Origin of the sequence: Acidovorax sp. SUPP2539 (assembly GCF_030158975.1) — a bacterium.
GTDB lineage: Bacteria > Pseudomonadota > Gammaproteobacteria > Burkholderiales > Burkholderiaceae_C > Paracidovorax.
This window is the reverse complement of sequence record NZ_BQXJ01000002.1, coordinates 89,418-107,109: the sequence shown is the minus strand read 5'-3', so window position 1 is coordinate 107,109 and position 17,692 is coordinate 89,418. Positions and strand designations below refer to the sequence as shown.

22 protein-coding genes are annotated in these 17,692 nt (G+C 66.6%); 17 read left to right on the top strand and 5 right to left on the bottom strand.

The annotated features are described in order from the left end of the window. The first annotated feature begins 96 nt into the window (after window positions 1–96). Together AVTE2539_RS08165 and AVTE2539_RS08160 are read left to right on the top strand one after the other, a co-directional pair. Complete coding sequence (locus tag AVTE2539_RS08165; protein ID WP_284409641.1) at window positions 97–1,083, top strand: glycerophosphodiester phosphodiesterase family protein; 987 nt, start codon at window positions 97–99, stop codon at window positions 1,081–1,083. 548 nt (window positions 1,084–1,631) lie between these two features. Continuing rightward, a complete protein-coding gene (locus AVTE2539_RS08160; RefSeq protein WP_284409640.1) occupies window positions 1,632–3,272 on the top strand; it encodes a DUF6119 family protein in 1,641 nt (546 codons plus the stop codon). Between the two features lie 75 nt (window positions 3,273–3,347). Here AVTE2539_RS08160 and AVTE2539_RS08155 read toward each other — a convergent pair whose 3' ends face one another. After that, window positions 3,348–3,923, bottom strand: a complete 576-nt coding sequence (locus AVTE2539_RS08155; protein WP_284409638.1) for a flavin reductase family protein — start codon at window positions 3,921–3,923, stop codon at window positions 3,348–3,350. Between the two features lie 319 nt (window positions 3,924–4,242). On the opposite strand from AVTE2539_RS08155, the gene AVTE2539_RS08150 reads away from it, so the two are divergent. Then, entirely contained in the window at window positions 4,243–4,626 is a 384-nt protein-coding gene (locus AVTE2539_RS08150) for a VOC family protein (protein WP_272566650.1), read from the top strand. Window positions 4,627–4,667: 41 nt separating this feature from the next. On the opposite strand, the gene AVTE2539_RS08145 is transcribed toward AVTE2539_RS08150, so the two are convergent. Further along, window positions 4,668–5,603, bottom strand: coding sequence for an alpha/beta fold hydrolase (locus AVTE2539_RS08145; RefSeq protein WP_284406583.1), 936 nt, complete (start codon window positions 5,601–5,603; stop codon window positions 4,668–4,670). Between the two features lie 212 nt (window positions 5,604–5,815). Between AVTE2539_RS08145 and AVTE2539_RS08140 the strand changes: the two genes are divergently transcribed. The 4 genes from AVTE2539_RS08140 to AVTE2539_RS08125 all read left to right on the top strand — a co-directional run bounded on the left by AVTE2539_RS08140 (window position 5,816) and on the right by AVTE2539_RS08125 (window position 7,976). Next, the gene (locus AVTE2539_RS08140; RefSeq protein WP_272566652.1) at window positions 5,816–6,421 is read left to right on the top strand and encodes a class I SAM-dependent methyltransferase; all 606 of its coding nucleotides are present in this window, start codon (window positions 5,816–5,818) and stop codon (window positions 6,419–6,421) included. Window positions 6,422–6,503: 82 nt separating this feature from the next. Continuing rightward, the gene (locus AVTE2539_RS08135; RefSeq protein ID WP_284406437.1) at window positions 6,504–6,815 is read left to right on the top strand and encodes a nucleotidyltransferase family protein; all 312 of its coding nucleotides are present in this window, start codon (window positions 6,504–6,506) and stop codon (window positions 6,813–6,815) included. Next, entirely contained in the window at window positions 6,802–7,149 is a 348-nt protein-coding gene (locus AVTE2539_RS08130) for a HepT-like ribonuclease domain-containing protein (RefSeq protein WP_272566656.1), read from the top strand. The genes AVTE2539_RS08135 and AVTE2539_RS08130 overlap by 14 nt, the downstream gene beginning before the upstream one ends. A gap of 17 nt (window positions 7,150–7,166) precedes the next feature. Next, window positions 7,167–7,976 (top strand): tRNA-uridine aminocarboxypropyltransferase, encoded by an 810-nt coding sequence (locus AVTE2539_RS08125; RefSeq protein WP_284410644.1) that lies wholly within the window; start codon window positions 7,167–7,169, stop codon window positions 7,974–7,976. A 41-nt stretch (window positions 7,977–8,017) separates the two neighbouring features. Here AVTE2539_RS08125 and AVTE2539_RS08120 read toward each other — a convergent pair whose 3' ends face one another. Together AVTE2539_RS08120 and AVTE2539_RS08115 are read right to left on the bottom strand one after the other, a co-directional pair. Then, window positions 8,018–8,527, bottom strand: a complete 510-nt coding sequence (locus tag AVTE2539_RS08120; RefSeq protein ID WP_284409636.1) for a hypothetical protein — start codon at window positions 8,525–8,527, stop codon at window positions 8,018–8,020. A 64-nt stretch (window positions 8,528–8,591) separates the two neighbouring features. Then, window positions 8,592–9,206, bottom strand: a complete 615-nt coding sequence (locus tag AVTE2539_RS08115) for a DNA-3-methyladenine glycosylase (protein ID WP_284409634.1) — start codon at window positions 9,204–9,206, stop codon at window positions 8,592–8,594. Between the two features lie 171 nt (window positions 9,207–9,377). Here AVTE2539_RS08115 and AVTE2539_RS08110 point away from each other — a divergent pair, with 171 nt between their 5' ends. Beyond that, complete coding sequence (locus AVTE2539_RS08110; protein WP_284401716.1) at window positions 9,378–9,950, top strand: hypothetical protein; 573 nt, start codon at window positions 9,378–9,380, stop codon at window positions 9,948–9,950. Window positions 9,951–9,998: 48 nt separating this feature from the next. Here AVTE2539_RS08110 and AVTE2539_RS08105 read toward each other — a convergent pair whose 3' ends face one another. Next, window positions 9,999–10,478: a hypothetical protein gene (locus AVTE2539_RS08105; RefSeq protein ID WP_284409633.1), complete on the bottom strand. Its 480-nt coding sequence runs from the start codon at window positions 10,476–10,478 to the stop codon at window positions 9,999–10,001. Window positions 10,479–10,558: 80 nt separating this feature from the next. Here AVTE2539_RS08105 and AVTE2539_RS08100 point away from each other — a divergent pair, with 80 nt between their 5' ends. From AVTE2539_RS08100 to AVTE2539_RS08060, 9 genes are all read left to right on the top strand, one after another. Beyond that, the gene (locus tag AVTE2539_RS08100; RefSeq protein WP_284407374.1) at window positions 10,559–11,434 is read left to right on the top strand and encodes a PA4780 family RIO1-like protein kinase; all 876 of its coding nucleotides are present in this window, start codon (window positions 10,559–10,561) and stop codon (window positions 11,432–11,434) included. A gap of 193 nt (window positions 11,435–11,627) precedes the next feature. After that, window positions 11,628–11,966, top strand: a complete 339-nt coding sequence (locus tag AVTE2539_RS08095; RefSeq protein WP_284409632.1) for a hypothetical protein — start codon at window positions 11,628–11,630, stop codon at window positions 11,964–11,966. A 112-nt stretch (window positions 11,967–12,078) separates the two neighbouring features. Then, window positions 12,079–12,708, top strand: coding sequence for a DUF1439 domain-containing protein (locus tag AVTE2539_RS08090; protein WP_284409631.1), 630 nt, complete (start codon window positions 12,079–12,081; stop codon window positions 12,706–12,708). 369 nt (window positions 12,709–13,077) lie between these two features. Continuing rightward, complete coding sequence (locus tag AVTE2539_RS08085) at window positions 13,078–14,220, top strand: mechanosensitive ion channel family protein (RefSeq protein ID WP_284409629.1); 1,143 nt, start codon at window positions 13,078–13,080, stop codon at window positions 14,218–14,220. A gap of 120 nt (window positions 14,221–14,340) precedes the next feature. Next, complete coding sequence (locus AVTE2539_RS08080; protein ID WP_272566672.1) at window positions 14,341–14,592, top strand: hypothetical protein; 252 nt, start codon at window positions 14,341–14,343, stop codon at window positions 14,590–14,592. Window positions 14,593–14,859: 267 nt separating this feature from the next. Next, a complete protein-coding gene (locus AVTE2539_RS08075) occupies window positions 14,860–15,909 on the top strand; it encodes an SDR family oxidoreductase (RefSeq protein ID WP_284409627.1) in 1,050 nt (349 codons plus the stop codon). Window positions 15,910–15,990: 81 nt separating this feature from the next. Beyond that, window positions 15,991–16,362, top strand: coding sequence for a hypothetical protein (locus AVTE2539_RS08070; RefSeq protein WP_284409626.1), 372 nt, complete (start codon window positions 15,991–15,993; stop codon window positions 16,360–16,362). Window positions 16,363–16,497: 135 nt separating this feature from the next. Beyond that, the gene (locus AVTE2539_RS08065) at window positions 16,498–16,926 is read left to right on the top strand and encodes a VOC family protein (RefSeq protein WP_284409625.1); all 429 of its coding nucleotides are present in this window, start codon (window positions 16,498–16,500) and stop codon (window positions 16,924–16,926) included. A 76-nt stretch (window positions 16,927–17,002) separates the two neighbouring features. Beyond that, window positions 17,003–17,467, top strand: a complete 465-nt coding sequence (locus AVTE2539_RS08060) for a GyrI-like domain-containing protein (protein ID WP_284409623.1) — start codon at window positions 17,003–17,005, stop codon at window positions 17,465–17,467. The last annotated feature ends 225 nt before the right edge of the window (window positions 17,468–17,692 follow it).

Genomic DNA, 17,692 nt, shown 5'->3' with positions numbered 1-17,692 from the left:
CTGTCACGCACTTGCCACGGGTTTGCCATGTGTCACTTCTAGAGTGCGGCCTTCGCTCATCGACGCTGTTGTCGACACCAGAAAGAAGACGCTCCCATGAAACGACTCTCCCTGCTGGCCTTTGCCCTGTGCCTGTCCGCCCTGTCGCTCACCGCCTGCGGCGGCAACGACGACGCGCCGCCCGCCCAGCCCCAGGTCATCGCCCACCGCGGCGCCAGCGGCTACCTGCCCGAGCACACCCTGGCCGGCTATGAACTGGCCATCCGCATGGGCGCCGACTTCATCGAGCCCGACCTGCAGATCACCAAGGACGGCGCCCTCGTCGCCATCCACGACGACACGCTCAACCGCACCACCAATGTCGCCACGCTGTTCGCCCAGCGCAACGGCGGCTACAAGGTGGCCGACTTCACCCTGGCAGAAATCCGCACCCTGACCGTGGTGCCCACCGGCACCGGCAAGACCAGCTACCCCGGCTTTGCGCCCAGCGCCGCCAACCCCTTCCAGGTGCCCACCTTCCAGGAAGTGGTGGACTTCGCCAAGAAGCAATCCACCGCCGTGGGCCGCGAAGTGGGCCTGTACCCCGAGGCCAAACAGGCCGACCCGGTGATGGAAGACGGCATCCTCAAAACCCTGAAGGACAACGGCTACAACGCCGACAGCAAGGTCTTCATCCAGTCGTTCAGCGACGCCACGCTGCGCAGCCTGCGCACCAAGCAGACCGCGCAGAACAGCAAGATGCCCCTCATCCTGCTGGGCGTGGCCGCCAAGGCCGCCGACGGCACGCCGCGCATGGGCGTGATCTTCGGCAGCACTGTCACGCAGCTCACCTTCAAGGAAGTGGCCGGCTTCACCGAAGGCATCGGCGTGGTCATCAACACCGCCGCGTACCCGATCACCAAGGACTACATCGACCAGGCCCACGCCGCCGGCCTCAAGGTGCACGGCTGGACCTTTGCCCAGGCCAATGCCGCCACGGCCGCCACCGAGTTCCGCAGCTACCTGAACATGGGCATGGACGGCATGTTCGCCAACTACCCGGACCTGGCGGTGGCGGCGCGCAATGCGTTCGTGAACAAGTAAGCGCATCAAGTCAGCGGGCTAGTAGCCGCGGGCCGCCATTGCGGCTCCCAGTGCCCACGGCATTACGCCGGGTGGCTGCTGGGCTGCCCGGCGCTGCTGGCATCGGTTGTTCATCGGGCCTTGAAAGGCCCAGCGAGTGCGGCGCCATCCGCACAAGCCTTCGCCCTCAGCGGCGCGGCCCACCTGCCCATGCAAGACGACGCCGTCAGCGTTGTCTGCGGCGAATCTCTTCTCAGCCGGCAATTCTCTAATTTGCTATTGTTTTAATAGCTATATCCCCTAGAGGAATATGCGCTGGAGCCCATTTTTTCTTGAAGTCCAGCGCATGCCTTGACTGCATTACCCGACGGCCACACCTGGGTTTCCATCAGATAGAAATCAGCCAACCCGCTATAAGCTGCAACAGATAGATACATCTGTGAGGGGAAGGGATGGAATGGCAACCGTGGCTAGAAGGCTGAAGAATTCGGCTCGATTAACTTATGTTGCGCGACTTTATCAATTAGTCCATTGGTTCAGTTTTTAGAATTAACTAACGGGAGGTGGTTATGGTAAAAGCAAAATCTATTGGTATTTCATTAAGGCTAATTAAACCATTTTTCAATACCGCCAGTGCATTAAGACATGGCCACGCCTTGAGAAAGATAGACATCGCGAATGGAGAGCTTTATGTTGAACAAAATCCTCCTAATCAACCTAGTTGGTTTGTTTTTCTCGAGGATTTTGCAGGCGTAAAATTGGATAGCTTGTCTAGCCAAAGTTGTGGAGCATTGCTTTTTGTGGAAGTATTTTTAGGGCCTCCCTTTTTGCCGCGTCTAATGGCAATAAGCTTCGGGGGAGGTCATCACTCCCTAGAGCCAACCTCATTGGAGCGCAATTTTGGATTAAAGGTGGCGCTTAATTCGATAAGCAGTGCTAATTTAAGATCTATCGATGTGGCAACGATGGACACCACCACTTTTCAAAAAAGAATTCAATCCAATCGCAATGCTGATTTTAAGGGTTTTGGTGTCGATGTTGAGCGCGACTTATTGCGTCTAGCCGCAGGCGTAGCAAGCGATCAAACATTTGCACGATCGCTGGCAGGTAAAGATGCGCTCCTGATTAACGCCAAGATGACGCCGAATGATTTAACGCAAAAATGTACAAACTCACTAAGGCTATATCAAAGCAATAAATACATAAAAGATTACCCTTGGGTGGATTATATAGCTCCTGAATTTGACAAGATTGAAACAGAAAAACTTGATGAAGAGGTTTTTTCTGCGATAGTTAGCGCTATTGCTGGGAATCCCTCGGATATAACCTTGGCATTGCCGGATATTACAGATCCTCAACAAGGTTTTGAAATTTCATATTTCGGCGCGGGCCTAAGGCCTGGCAAGAAAAATAGATTTATTAGCTTGAAAATTGATGACTATATTGCAGAAATAGTAGCCGGTAGACCCTCCGAGCTTGTCGATATGAATTCTATTAAAACCAGTCATGAAATTCGATTTTTAGATCAAGGAGGGGCTAGTAGTTCATTGCGACATCGAGTATATGATTGCTTTTCCTATGAGATTGTCAAAAACGGAAGCACATACGTCCTATTTGGCGGTGAATGGTTCAAAATTGATCAAAATTTCTATAACGCAGTAGAAGCATCGTTTGTCGGTTTGTTGCCAGTCGTATCGTTCTATCCGACCACAACTAGAAAAAACGAACGCCAGCTAATTAGTGATCTTGATCTAGATAAAGATCTATTAAATTTAGATCAGGTGAAATTATCACCTATGGGGGCGCCGGGGGCGAATCTAGAGCCTTGTGATTTTTTCTGTAGAAGTAAGAGATTCATACATTTAAAAGATGGCCATTCTTCCGGTCTAATAAGTCATCTTTGGAATCAAGGAATGGTTTCCGCAGAATCCTTTGTAAGAGATGGAGAATTTCGAAAAGAATTAAGAGAACAGGTAAAGAAGAGGCAGGTGAAATTCAAAAAATCAGGATTTGAAACAGAATTGCCTAAAGGGGGTGCGCGAGTTGATGCAAGAAAATATCAAATAATTTTCGGTATCATGAGGTTTAGAAATAAACGCACAAAGCAATTAACAATCCCATTTTTTAGCAAAGTAAGCTTGCGTCCAATAGCCGATCGTCTAAAGCTAATGGGATTTACTGTTGAGGTTCATTTAATAGAAAGAGTTTGATGACTAGGGGGCTTACTAGATCAGCGGCAATAATTGTTCAGCGACCCTTCTACCGAATCGTCCTCTCCCCCACACTCAAACCCGCACCGACGCCCCCGTCGCATAAAACTGCCCACCCGCCACGTAATGCAGCGTGCGCAGTCCTTCCGGCGCTTCGTCGAAGTGCCAATGCCCGTCGCGAAACACGCGGTCATCCGCCCACGCGGCCACCACCTCGGCGATGAACAGGTCGTACGCCTGCTGGTTGTGCGGCTCCGGCACCACGCGGCACACCAGCCAGGCGGCACAGCCCTGCACCAGGGGCGTGGCGTCGTGGCCGGGCGCGTGGAACAACTCCACGCCGTAGTGCTGCAGCTTGTCGGCCCGCGCCTTGGCGCTGTCGGTGCCCACGCCCACGGTGAGCGCGGCCATGGCCTGCGTGGGCAACTGCAGCGCGAACTGGCCGCTGGCTTCCACCAGCTCGCGCGTGCGTGTGGCCTTGTCGATCACCACGGTGACCTTGGGCGGGCTGAAGTCCAGCGCGCAGGCCCAGGCGGCGGCCATCACGTTGTCGGTGCCCGCGTGGTGGGCCGAGACGAGCACGGTCGGGCCGTGGTTGAGCAGGCGGTAGGCCTTGTCGAGCGGGACGGGGGTGAAGTGGGTGGGTGGCATGGCGGGAGGGGCGGCAGGGTGGATGGGATGGGGATGAGGTGAGATGGGAATGGGTTGCAGGCAGCGGTTGGCGTGGGGTCGAAACGTAATGCTCTGTTTTTGATAGCAATATGCCCTAGTGTCGATTGCGCTGGTGGCCATTTTGATGCTTGGTTTATCAGCGTGGACGCGGAGGGCTTTCCCCCACCGGCCCGAACCCCTCCGGGGTGTCGCCAAGGCGGCGCGCTGCGCCCGCAGGCGACCCGTGCGCGGGCAGGCGGCCGCTACCATCGTCCGATCCCTTTTTTGCCCGGCGACGGGCGCCACGGAGACAAAAGCCATGTTCAGTCATGTGATGTTGGGTGTGAGCGATCTGGAAGTGTCCAAGCGGTTCTACGACGCGGTGCTCGGCACGTTGGGCATCGCCCCCGGGTCCGCCCACAAGAACCGCTATTTCTACCGCAGCCCCACGGGCACGTTCGCGATCTCCACGCCCATCAACGGCGAGCCGGCCTGCCACGGCAACGGCAGCACCATCGGGTTCACCGTGCAGTCGCCGGAGCAGGCGCAGGCGTTTCACGACGCGGGCGTCGCCCACGGTGGCACGACCTGCGAAGACCCGCCGGGCTTTCGCGAGGGCCCGAGCGGCGCGCTGTACCTGGCGTATCTGCGCGATCCGGACGGCAACAAGCTCTGCGCACTGCATCGGCCGCCCAAGGCGTGAGGCGCTCGCCGCGGGCGGGACGGCTTTCGGCGCGGCAGGCGTCAGCCCGGCGTTGAGGGCGGTTGCTGCGGTGGATGGCCGGTGCCGTCCGCCGGGCCCGCGGGCAGGCCGGCCAGGAATCCCGCGATCCGCTGGGCCACCGCGTCGGGCTGTTCGCGGTGGGGCACGTGCGCCACGCCGGGCAGTATGTCCACACGCGCCGGCCCGGCGGCCCAGCGGGCGATGCGCTCGGGCTGCTCCGTGGAGCCGTATTCGTCGCGCTCCCCATGCAGGGCCAGCACGGGGCAGGTGACGCGCGCCATGGCCTCGGCCAGCGACCAATCGGCAAAACCCGGGTGCAGCCAGGTGTCCACCCACGCGCTCAACACCCAGCGCGCCTGGTCGGCGCCGTGGTAGCGGGCCAGGCGCTCCAGGGCGCCGGGTTGGTTGAACTGCTCCCGCGCCTCGCGGATGCCCTGCAGCGTGCGCTCTTCCACGCAGGCCTGGGCAGCGATGGTGATGAGCGCGTCGCAGTCGCTGCCCGCCGCGCCGCCTGCGTCGTCACCTGGCGTGCCCCGCGTTGCCGCGCAATGGGCCGCCATGCCGCCGCCCACGCTATGCCCCAGCGCCACGAAGCGCTGCACGTTGAAGTGCGCGCGCAGGGCCGGCAGGCTGGTGCGCGCCTCGTCTTCCACGAAGTCCCGCGGCAGCAGGCCCGTGCGCGCGTCGGAGCGGCCGAAGCCCAAGCGGTCGTACGCGATCACCCCGCGGCCTGTCGTGCGGCACAGCACGGCAGGAAATTCGCGCCACAGGTCCACGCAGCCCAGCGAGTCGTGGAAAAGGACGATGGGCGGCGGCGCGGATGCTTCGGGGCAGGGCGCGGGCCCGGCGGCCCAGCGCCGCGCGAACAGGCGGCCGTGCGCGGTGGCGATCCAGTGGTCGGACGGGGCGGGACCAAGTGGTGCGGATAGGGGCGTGGAGGAGGGGGCTGCGCTCATGCCGGCCCATTGTGTCGCGTCCATTCGAATCGGGTGGTGCAGTGCCATGCCGTACCGCCTAAGCCGGACGGCGCTGGCCTGTCCTGCGGCGCACACGGCGGTGGGCATGCAGAGGGCGCGTGGCCGTGGCGATACGGGATACTCGCTGCCACCGTTTTGGCGTCGCCCCCAGCCCCTCCCTTCTTTTCCACTTCCCTGCAAGGACCGCCTCTTTGAAATCAGCCAGCGCAAGCACCTTCGACGAGGCGTACTACCAGCGCTTCTACTACGACAAGAAGACCAGCGTGGTGGACCCGCAGCACATGGAGCGCCTGGGCACCTTCGTGTGCAGCTACCTCAAGTACCTGCGGGTGCCGGTGCAGCGCGTGCTGGACGTGGGCTGCGGCATCGGGCTGTGGAAGGGCATCGTGGCGCAGCACTTTCCCGCGGCCAGCTACCAGGGCGTGGAGTTCAGCCCCTACCTGTGCGAGCGCTACGGCTGGCAGCAGGGCTCGGTGGTGGACTACCAGGCCAGCGAGCCGTTCGACCTGGTCATCTGCCAGGGCGTGCTGCCCTACCTGAGTCCACCCGATCTGAAGGCCGCCCTGCGCAACCTGGGCCAGTTGAGCCGTGGCGCGCTGTATGTCGAGGCTGTGTCCCGCGAGGACTACGAGCGCGACATCATCGACGAAGACCTGACCGATGCGCGCATCTTCCGGCACTCCGCCACGCTGTACCGGCGCGGGCTGCGGGAGGGCGCGCTGGAGTTGGGCGGCGGCCTGTGGCTGAGCCGCCAGGCCGAGGTGCCGCTGTTCGAGCTGGAGCACGTGGGCGGTTGAGTGGGGCCCTTGTCATGGGCAGGGCCACGCGTGCCGTGCAGTGCGGGCCGATGGGCAGCAGGTGCCCCCTAGAATCTCCCGCATGCATTCCGCCATCGCCCAACACCTGCCGCGCATCGCGGCCATCTGCCAACGCTTCGGCGTGCGCCGGCTGGAGGTATTCGGCTCCGCAGCCCGTGCGCACGATTTCGATCCGGGCACCAGCGATGTGGATTTTCTGGTGGAGTTCGCCGATAACGCGCCGGTCGGGCTGCACTCGTTTTTCGGCACCAAAGCCGCGCTGGAGCAATTGCTCGGCCGTCCGGTGGACTTGATCGAGCCGGGCGCGGTGCGCAATCCCTACGTGCTGGCCAGCATCAACCGCCATCGGGAGCCTGTGTATGTTGCCGCGTGATCCGCGCGCTTTTTTGTGGGATGTGCAGGCGGCGGCCAAGGCGATTCAGAATTTTCTTCAGGGCATGGACGCCGAGGCTTACGCCGCCAATGAAATGGCGCAGGCTGCCGTGGAGCGCAAGTTCGAGATCATCGGCGAGGCGCTCGGCCAATTGGCCAGGGCCGACGCCGCACTGGCTGCGCGCATACCGGATCTGGCGCAGATCGTGGCGTTTCGCAACCAGCTGATCCATGGCTACGCCACCATCCGGGTGCACACGGTCTGGACCGTGGCCCAGGACTCGTTGCCAGCCCTCATCGCCACGGTTGCCACCTTGCTGGAAGAACTGGCTTGACCGATCCCGTGGACCGCATGGCCGGCCACTCCCTCGTTCCCCACGCCGTCTCCCGCCTGCGCACCGAGCGCCTGGCGCGCAGCTCCAAGCCGTTCCTCGCCCGGGGCGGTCCGCGCGGCGAGCGCTGCCCCGGCTGCCGGCTGGTGCCCAGCCACTGCCTGTGCGCCGTGCGGCCGCAGGTCGCCACCCAGGCCGGCATGTGCCTGCTGATGGCCGACATCGAGCCGCTCAAGCCCAGCAACACGGGCTGGCTCATCGCCGACGTCGTGCCGGACACCTACGCCTTCGGCTGGGCGCGCACGGTGGTGGACCCGGCCCTGCTGGCGCTGCTGCGTGATCCGCAGTGGCAGCCGTACGTGGTGTTTCCTGGCGAGTTCGCAGAGCCTTCGCGGGTGGTGACCCGGTTGGAGCAAACAGAGATTCCAGCGCAGGGCGTACCGCCCCCGCAGCCCCGGCGCCCGCTGTTCGTGCTGCTGGACGCCACCTGGACCGAGGCGCGCAAGATGTTCAGGAAGAGCCCCTACCTGAACCACCTGCCGGTGCTCAGCCTCCAGCCCGAGCAGCTGTCGCGCTACCGGCTGCGCCGTTCCCAACGCGACGACCATTTCTGCACCTCCGAGGTGGCGGCGATCTGCCTTGAACTGGCGGGCGAGTCGCACGCAGCGCAGACACTGGAGGCCTATCTCGACGTGTTCACCCACCACTACCTGCAGGCCAAGCACCAATTGCCGGTGGAGATGGATGGCGAGGCGCACCGCCGGTTGCGGGCCTTGCGGGCGCTGGGGCCGGGCGTTGCGGCGCAGGGGGCTGCGCGGCAAGACGGATAAGGGCTCGGGCGGCTTGGCGGCGCGCTCCTGCCCCCTTCACTTCACCGCTTGCAAACCTCGCAGTGGTAGAAGTACACGTCTTCCTCCCGGTCCTTGACCATCGGCGACAGATAGCCCACGCCGCTGTCGGCCGCGAACGAAAGGCGCACCTGCCGGCCGTCCTTGAATTGCACGTCCACGGGATCGCTGGTGCATTCCCCGAAGGAGCCGTAATAGTTCATCACCGCCACCTGCGAGATGGGGATGGCCTGCCGCAGGAAGTTGCGCACATACCGCTCAGTGACGCGGGCCGGCGGCGGATCGGCCGTGCATGGCTTGCCTTCCGCATCGAAGAATCGCGCACTGGACAACGTGATGCGGCGTACCGGGCCGATGGCGTAGGCGCGGGCTTCCATTCGGCGGCGGTCCTCATCCCGTTCGGTTGCTGCTGCGGCCTTCGATGCCGATGCCGAGCCCTGTGGCGGCGATGGGTCCATTGGCCCCGAATGGGCCAGGGCAGCCCACGCCAGCCATGGCAGGGTGATGGTTCGCAGAGCGTTTTTCATGGTCATCGGTCGTTCCTGTTCCGAATCGGGCTTTTGGCCTGGCGATGGCTGGTTGGGGCCATCCGGCGGATCAGCCCTGGTTTCCCACCCCCGCCGTGAATGGCCGGCTCAAGAACCGCGAACCCTTCTCCCCGAACCGCCAGGGCACGTCCACCGCCTTGGAGATGCCGATGCGCGGCCCGGCGATCACGTCGGGCGCCGGGTGACCCGGCGAAGGCTGCAGCAGCGCGAACGGCGGCAGGTGCAGGGACTCGCCGTCCAGGCGTGCGTCGATGCCCAGTGCCTGCGCCAGCCGCCCGGGGCCGGCGCACAGCAACCGGGCGTCCTGCATGCCGCGCCGTTCGCGCAGGGTGTCCAGTCCGTGGGTGGGCTCGATGGCCCGCAGCAGCACGCCGGCGCCATGGCCCGCTTCGCGGCACACGGTGTTGACGCACCAGTGCAGGCCGTAGGAGCGGTACACGTAGGCGCAGCCCGGCGGGCCGAACATGGCCGCGTTGCGGGCCGTGGGGCCACCGAAGGTGTGCGAGGCCGGGTCGGTCTGGTCGTAAGCCTCGGTTTCCACGATGCGGCCGCCCACGCCGTCGACCAGCAGCGTCACGCCGATGAGCCGGCGTGCCACCTCGTGCGCTGGGGCGTTGAAGTCGATGTCGGCAAGGGTCAGGGCCGGGGGCAGGTCGTGGGGCATGGTCGTGATGCTAAGACCCGCAGCGGCCGGCGACGGCCGGGCCTGTGGCATGGGGGCGGGACGCCACGGCGATACTGGCGGGCCGACCGCACCCGCCAGGCCGGCGTTCTGCCGGGTCCAATGTCTCCCCTTGTTTCTTCAACCAACGAACCCGACCACGAAGGCATGCCCATGAATTTTCCGTCCCACCGATGGCTCCGCGCCGGCTTCGCGCTGGTCCTCGCCTGCCTGCTGGCCAGCTCACCCTGGGCGGCCGAACTGAGCGCCAAGCGGCAGGCGCTGCTGATGTCCATGTTCAAGGAAGACGCGGTGCTCACCGAGCAGGTGCACCGCGACTTCTGGGCGGGCGTGGACGTCTCCGATGCCGCCGCCACCGAGGCCGCGCAGGACCGCCTGGCCGCGGCCATGCGCAATTCGATCGAGTACGAGCGCGCGACGGCACTGAGCTACCAGGCCAGCATGAAGCAGCGCAAGCCCGTGGTGAATCCGCGCTACGAGGCCGCCCTGAAGGACCGGCTGGCCATGCTGAAGGCGCGCAACCTGGCGCCCGACGACGTGCTGGCCAAGGACAAGGCGTTTCGCGCATCGCTGGTGCCGATCTCGCGCGGCAAGCCGTTCGAGGCCGATGGCAAGCGCATCGTGATGACGCCCGCTCTGGTCGATGCAGCGTTGCAGCGCGTGGAGGCTTCGCACCAGCGGCTGGAGCGTCTGCTCAATCCAGTGTGGGCCGGCGCCGGGGGCTGACACGGCCCGCCTTGCGGTGCAGCAGATGCACAGAGGCTGGAGGCCTGTTCACTTGACGGACGGAAAGGTGAAGTCTGCGCCCATGAGCCCTTCACAGGCCTCGCAGTAGAGGTAGTACGTGGTCTGGTGAATCTGCAGCACGCCCCAGCCCGTCGCGTTGTCCAGCGACAGCCGGACTTTTTTCCGGTTCGGCAGTTGCAGTTGCGCTTCGGCCTGGCAGTCGCCCTGGTCCAGGCTCTGGAGGTAGTTGTACCGGGCGCTTCGGACGGCATGCTGCCAAAAATAGGCCACCCGGCGGGTGTCGATGGAAAGGTTCTCGCAGTTCGCATCTCCACCTTGCACGCTGTGTGCGGCGCCCTTGGCGATATGGACGGCAGAAAGGCGGCCGATCGCGTGGATAGCGTGTGCGGTGGTGGGCGCATCGGCCTGTACCGTGTTCGCTCCACACAGCGCCCAGGCGATGCCCCACATCGCCACGCCATGGACGCCACGTTTCCGGCGCTGGGGATTGGTTGTCTTCAAGATCATTGGTATGGACGTCGACGGTGCTTCATGGATGCGCCCGGCGCAGGAGCATAGGCGGTCTTGCCAGAGGGCAAAATGCCCCGATGAAAGCTCCCCCCAGACTCCAGTCCCTCATCGAGGAAGGCCTCATCGACACCGTGGTGCGCCAGCTCATGAGCGGCAAGGAAGCCATGGTGTACGTGGTGCGCTGCGGCGACGAAACGCGCTGCGCCAAGATCTACAAGGAGGCCACGCACCGCAGCTTCCGGCAGGCGGTGGACTACACGGAGAACCGCCGGGTCAAGAACTCCCGCTCGGCCCGCGCGATGGCCAAGGGCAGCAAGTTCGGCCGGCAGGCGCAGGAGGCCGCGTGGCAGAGCGCCGAGGTCGATGCGCTCTACCGCCTGGCGGCCGCCGGCGTGCGGGTGCCGCAGCCGTTCAACTTCCACGAGGGCGTGCTGCTCATGGAGCTGGTGACCGACGCGCACGGCGATGCGGCGCCGCGACTGAACGACGTGGCGTTCACGCCCGAGCAGGCCCGGGCGCACCATGCCACGCTGATCGCCGAGGTGGTGCGCATGCTGTGCGCGGGCGTGGTGCACGGGGACTTGTCCGAATTCAACATCCTGCTCGCCCACATCCCTGGCGCCGGTGCGGACGAAGGTGCCGAGGGCCCGGTCATCATCGACCTGCCCCAGGCCGTGGATGCGGCGGGCAACAACCATGCGCCGCGCATGCTGCTGCGCGACGTGGCCAACCTGCGCGATTTCTTCGGCCAGTTCGCGCCCGAGTTGCGGGCCACCGAATACGGCCCCGAGATCTGGACCCTGTACCAGAGCGGCCAGCTCACGAACGAGACCCCGCTCACCGGCCGCTACGAGCGCCGCCATGCGGATGTGGACCTGCAGGCGGTGATGCGCGAGATCGACGATGCGCGGGCCGAGGATGCGGCGCGCCGGCTGCGCATGGCGGGCGGGTAGCGGCAAGGGCGCGCGCGGGGCGGGGCTCACAAACCTTCACAAAACAGGCGCACGCGCACGGGGGTTGCCCTGCAAAATCGTCGACCGGGCGAAATGGCCGGACTTCCCAGGCGCGCCGCCGCCGTGGGGGCCGCCGCCGAGCCCGCGCACGGCCCTGCCGTGCCTTGGCGATGACACCACCGGAGCCGCACCCATGAACCCAGCCACCTGCGCGATCTGCGGCCAGCCCCTGGACGATGCGGCCGAGGGCGCCTACGGCGACTGGGTCGCCTTTGCCGACCACGACAACCACACACTGCCCGAGCCTGGAAGCCGGGCGCCCGGTCTGGCCTATTTTTGTGCGGAGCACCTGGCCCTGGCCCGCGAGCGCGCCGCATGGCGTTGCCACGATGCGGTGCAGGCCCTTCGCCTGCATGCCGGCGCGCAGGCTGCAAGCGCGGCGCAGGTCCTGTCCGCCCCGGCGCCGCTGGCCGGGGCTGCGGAGGCTGACCCCGCCCCGCAGTCGCCCTGGTGGCAACGCTGGTGGGGCTGACGTGCGGGCCGGGGCCATGGGGCCGGCCGGCGCCCGCCTGCGCCGCCGCCCGGGAACTGATCGGCCCGCCCGGGGTCAGTCACTGCCGTTGCCGGTCTTTTCTTTTCCGCACATGAGGGTGTCCGCCACGATGGTTGCTTTCCGTTCGATTCCGCACCCCGCGCACTCCAAGCACTCCGCAGCACCCCGTGGCGTTTTCCGGGCCGTCTGCGCCGCGCTCGCCCTGGCGGCCTGCGCCGTGGCGTCCCAGGCCTGGGCGCAGAGCTACACGATCTCCGCCGAGCAGATGCAGGGCGCCGTGGCCGAGAAGTTTCCGCGCCGCTATGCGCTGGGCGGCCTGATGAACCTGGATGTGCAGGCGCCCCGACTGCGGCTGCTGCCGCAGCAGAACCGGCTGAACGCCGACATGGACGTGACCGCCTCGGGCCCGCTGCTGCAACGCCGCTACGCCGGCGCGTTCGATGTGGGCTTCGCGCTGCGCTACGAGCCGTCGGACCGCACGATCCGCGCGCACCAGCTGCATGTGAACGCGCTGCGCCTGGAGGGGCTGCAGCCCCAGGCTGCGGAAATGCTCGACATCTATGGCCCGCAGCTGGCCCAGCAGACGCTGAGCGAGGTGGTGCTGCACCAGTTGCGGCCGCAGGACCTGGCCGTGCCGGATGGGCTTGGCATGCAGCCGAGCAGCATCACGGTGACGGACAAGGGGCTGGTCGTGCGGTTCGAGCCCAAGGCCGCACCCTAGAAAGGAAAGTGTTCACCGATTTTTCGGGGATGGCTCTTCTACCCGCAGGGCCAGTGCCTTTCCGGGCGGTTTGCCGCGTTGCTGCGTTTGCACGCGAGCCCCTGCCATTGGCGGCGCACCGCGCCTTGCATCCCACGTTGGAGATGTTCTGAGCGTCGGGCCCGGCGCGCCGCAGGACAGGTGCGGCGTGGTCCTACCCCGGTCCGGCCCGGCGTTTTTTACGATGGGCGCTTTCCGGCGCGGCCACGCAGCGCCGTTGCGCACGGTCCCGCCGTGCTCGCCAGGGGCCACGGGCCCCTTCCGCCCCATTCCTTTCATGCCACCGGCGGCGCCTCGCGCGCGGCCCGGTCCTTCTTTTCAAGGAGCTCCATGAACACGCCATCCTTCACCTCGTGGTTCCAGACCGAAACGCTCTGGGGCCTGTCCTTGGTCAGCCTGGCGCTGGCGCTGGCCGCCGCGCTGGGCGCGTACCTGGCCATGTCGCTGCTGCTGGGCGTGGCCGTGCGGCGTGCGCGGCGCCTGGCCGAAGCGCAGGGCGGCAGCCACCGCACGGCGGGCGTGGTGTACGAGCTGCTGGCCGGCACCAGCCGGCTGCTGGTGTTCGTGGCGGCCGTGCTGGTGGGCGTGGGCATGCTCGATCTGCCGGGCCGCTGGGCCACGCGCGTGGGGCAGCTGTGGTTCCTGGCGCTGGCGCTGCAGGTGGGGCTGTGGGGCACGCGCGCGGTGGCCCTGGGGATTGCGCGCTACCGCATGCACCACGGCCTGGCCGCCGCGGGCGATGCGGCGCCGTTCAGCGCGTCGGCCACGCTGCTGTCCTGGGGGCTGCGCACGCTGCTGTGGGCCACGGTGCTGCTGGCCATGCTGTCCAACCTGGGGGTGAACATCACGGCGTTCGTGGCCAGCCTGGGGGTGGGCGGCATCGCGTTGGCGCTGGCGGTGCAGAGCATCCTGGGCGATCTGTTCGCCTCGCTGGCGATCGCGGTGGACAAGCCGTTCGATGCGGGCGATTTCATCGTGGTGGGCGGCGTCGCGGGCACGGTGCAGCGCATCGGCCTCAAGACCACGCGCATCCGCAGCCTGGGCGGCGAGCAGGTGGTGATGAGCAACACCGACCTGCTCAAGCAGACCATCAACAACTACCGCTACCTGCAGGAGCGGCGCATCGTGTTCCAGTTCCGCGTGCCCTACGGCACCACCGCCGAGCAGGCCGAGGCGGTGCCGCAGGCCGTGCGCCGCATCATCGAGGCCGAAGGCCAGGCGCGCTTCGACCGCGCGCACCTGCAGGGTTTCGTCGAGAACGGGCTGCAGTACGAGGTGGTCTACATCGTGCTGGACCCGGCCTACAACGTGTACATGGACCTGCAGCAGCGCATCAACCTGTCGCTGATGCGCGAACTCGCCGCGCTGGGCGTGGACTTCGCCGTGCCGGCGCGCACGGTGCAGCTGGCCGCGCCGGCGGGCGGGCCGCCGCCCGGGGGCTTTATGCGCGTGCAGCAGCCGGCGACGGCCTGAGCCCGGCGCGGTTGGTGCGAGCCGGCGCGGCCGGGCGCCGTGGCCCTTGCCGCCCCGTTGGTTAAAGTAGCGGCCCTCGCCCCCAGGGCGCCCTCGATCCCCAACGCGGCAGAAAACCCCATGACCCAGGACCCGGCTCGACAGAGCGAATTGAAGAAGATGGAGCTGTGCGATGGCTGCGCCGGCATCCAGCGCAACTGGCGCCGCGCCCCCGGCCATGCCGAGCTGGTGCAGCGCGGCAACCGCAAGGAAGAGCGCGACCACGGCCTCGTCACCATCACCCGCTACCAGTGCGACCGCTGCGGCACGGCGTGGGAGTACGAGAACGACAAGACCGACCAGCGCGCCGGCTGGTCCGTGGTGGGGCGCTGAAAGCCTGCCAAGGTGTGGCCGCCGGTTGCTATTAAATAAATAGCATGATGCCCTAGTGCATATTGCGCTGGCGGCCTACCGGAGTTTCCATGCCTTGCCCCGTGAGGTGGCCCGTGCGGCCGCCTTTCCGGCACCGTCCTACGCCCGGGCCCGCGATCGGGGGATACAACGGCCATTGGAAGGCGGCGCCTTCGCGTCTGGGTGGGTCACTGCATTCAGGCGCCCGCGCCGTTCGCAGCAACGACGACCCCAAGGAATCCCGGCCCCATGCTCTTTGCCCGCTCCCCGACCCCCGATCCTGAAACGTCTGCCGACCAGGCCCCGGCCGCGCCCCTGCCCGAGCGCACGGTCGTCGTCATCACGGGCGCGTCCAGCGGCATCGGGCACGCCACGGCGCTGGCCTTCGCCCGGCGCGGCGCTTGCATCGTGCTGGCCTCGCGCGATGCGGGCACCCTGTCGGCGGTGGCGCTGGCCTGCCGGGCCGAGGGCGGCACCGCCATCGGCGTGCCCACCGACGTGACCGATCCCCAGGCCGTGCAGGCCCTGCGGGCCAAGGCGCTGCGCCATTTCGGCCACATCGACGTGTGGGTGAACAGCGTGGGCGTGGGCGCCGTGGGCCGTTTCGAAGACGTGCCCGTGGCCGCGCACCGCCGCGTGCTGGAGGCCAACCTGCTGGGCCACCTGCACGGCGCGCACGTCGTGCTGCCGCACTTTCGCGAACGCGGCCGCGGCACGCTGGTCAACCTCATCTCGATGGGCGGCTGGGTGCCCGCGCCTTATGCGGCCGCCTATACCGCGAGCAAGTTCGGCCTGCGCGGGCTGTCGGAAAGCCTGCGCGCCGAGGTGTCCGACCTGCCCCACGTGCACGTGTGCGACGTGGCCCCCACCTTCGTCGATTCGCCGGGCCTCTCGCACGGCGCCAACTACACGGGCCGCAGCATCCGGCCGCCGCTGCCCATGGTGGACCCGCGCCGCGTGGCCGAGGCCATCGTGGGCCTATCCACCCGCCCGCGCGACGTGACCTGGCTCGGCGCGCCCGCGCTGCCCGGCCGCCTGGCCCATGCGCTGGCGCCGGCCAGCGTGGGCCGCGCGATGCGCTGGCTCACCGATGCGGCGCTGCGGCGCGCGCGCGAAGTGCCCGCGTCCGAAGGCAACCTGTTCGAGCCGTCGCGCGGCACCGCCATCGACGGCGGCCACCGCGATCACCGCGACAGCCGACTGGCCGCCGTGGCCGCGCTCGGCGTGGCGGGCCTGGTCTGCGGCTGGTGGCTGGCCACGCGCGAGACCGCCAGCGACGGCACCGGCCGGCAGCCTTGACCTGACGCGCCACGCACCGCAGGGGCCTGTGCGCAAGCCCCCGGGTGGCACCCGTTTCGTTGGAACTGAAAGGATGAGTCCATGACCGCTTCCTCGCTCTCCCAGGCCGCGCGCGCCGCGCAGACCTTCACGCTCTATGCGGCCGGTGGCCGCGTGTACGCCAGCAACGTGCGCGACAAGCTCATCGACCTGGGCGCGCTGACCGAGGCCCAGGGCCGCTACGGCTACGCGCTGGACGGCGGCGACCAGGTGGCGCGAGACGGGTTTCCCAGCCCCGAAGACGCGCTGGCGGACATCGCCGGCACCGTCACCTTCCTGTACCTGGACGGGCAGTTCACCGCGCTCGAAGACCTATCCGATGGCCGCAGCCCGGACCTGAGCGACGTGCCGCAGATCCAGATCAGCCTGGACGCGCTGGGCCATGGGGAGCCGGCGATCGCCGCCGATATCTGATCGATGGCCCTGCGCCCCGGGTCCGGGAATCCCCGGTGGACGCTGCCCGGCAGGCCGGCTATGGTTTGTGAACGGTGTTCACAATCGTGATGGGCGCCGCATCCGGCCCCGGCGCGGGCCGCCAGGAGACGACGCATGAAAGTGGAACCCTACCTGTTTTTCGACGGCCGGTGCGAAGAGGCGCTGGCGTTCTATCGCACGGCCCTGGGCGCGGAGGTCACCGCGCTGATGCGCTTTTCGGACAGCCCCGCCCCGACCGATGCGTCCGGTTGCGCGGGCGCGGCCCCGCCGCCGGGCGACAAGGTCATGCACGCCGCGTTCCGCATCGGCGAGACCACGCTCATGGCCTCTGACGGCATGAACGGTGGGCAGCCCGTGTTCCAGGGCGTGTCGCTGTCGCTCAACCCGGCCGACGAGGCCGAGGCCCGGCGCCTGTTCGCCGCGCTGTCCGAGGGCGGCCAGGTGCAGGTGCCGCTGTCGCCCACCTTCTTCTCGCCCGCGTTCGGCATGGTGGCCGACCGGTTCGGGGTGCCGTGGATGGTGGTGTGCACGCCCGCCGCCTGACCGGACCGCCCTGATGCCGGACGCTTGCCATCGCCCCTCCGATTGACCACCACGGCCCCCCGCGCCCGCTCAGCCCATGATCGACACGCCCCACATCGCCGACCTTCCCGCCCGCCCCACGGCGTTCATCCACGTCACCTGCACTCGCGAGGAGATCCAGCACGTCATGGGCCAGGGCGTGCGCGACCTGATGGACGCCATCGCCGCCCAGGGCGCCTCGCCTGCCGGCCCCTGGTTCACCCACCACCGGCGCCGGCCCACGGACACGTTCGACTTCGAGATCAGCGTGCCCCTGGCCGCGCCCATCGGCCCGCACGGCCGCATGCAGCCCGGCGAGTGGCCCGCCATGCGCGCGGCCCGCACCGTGCACCGCGGGCGCTATGAAGACCTGGCCGGCGCCTGGGGCGATTTCCTGCAATGGATCGAGGGCGAGGGCCTCACGCCCACGGGCGAGCTGTGGGAGTGCTACCTGACCGGGCCCGAGACCGGCTCGGACCCCGCCGCCTGGCGCACGGAGCTGAACCAGCCGCTGCAGGATTGAGCGGCCCGCTGGCTGCGCAGAGGTAATTTGCTATTGAATTAATAGCAATTCAGGCATGAAATCCGCCGGCATGGACCGGTTTTTCCTTGAAATACCGGGTTGCCATGGCATGGCCGTGCGGGCCCGTGCCGTCCCTGCTGCGTGGCCGGCGCGCAGGCCACTGTTCCATGGCTGCACCAGTCCGTCCTGCCCGCGCCCGCGTTGCAGCGCGGCCGGTCGCCCCCA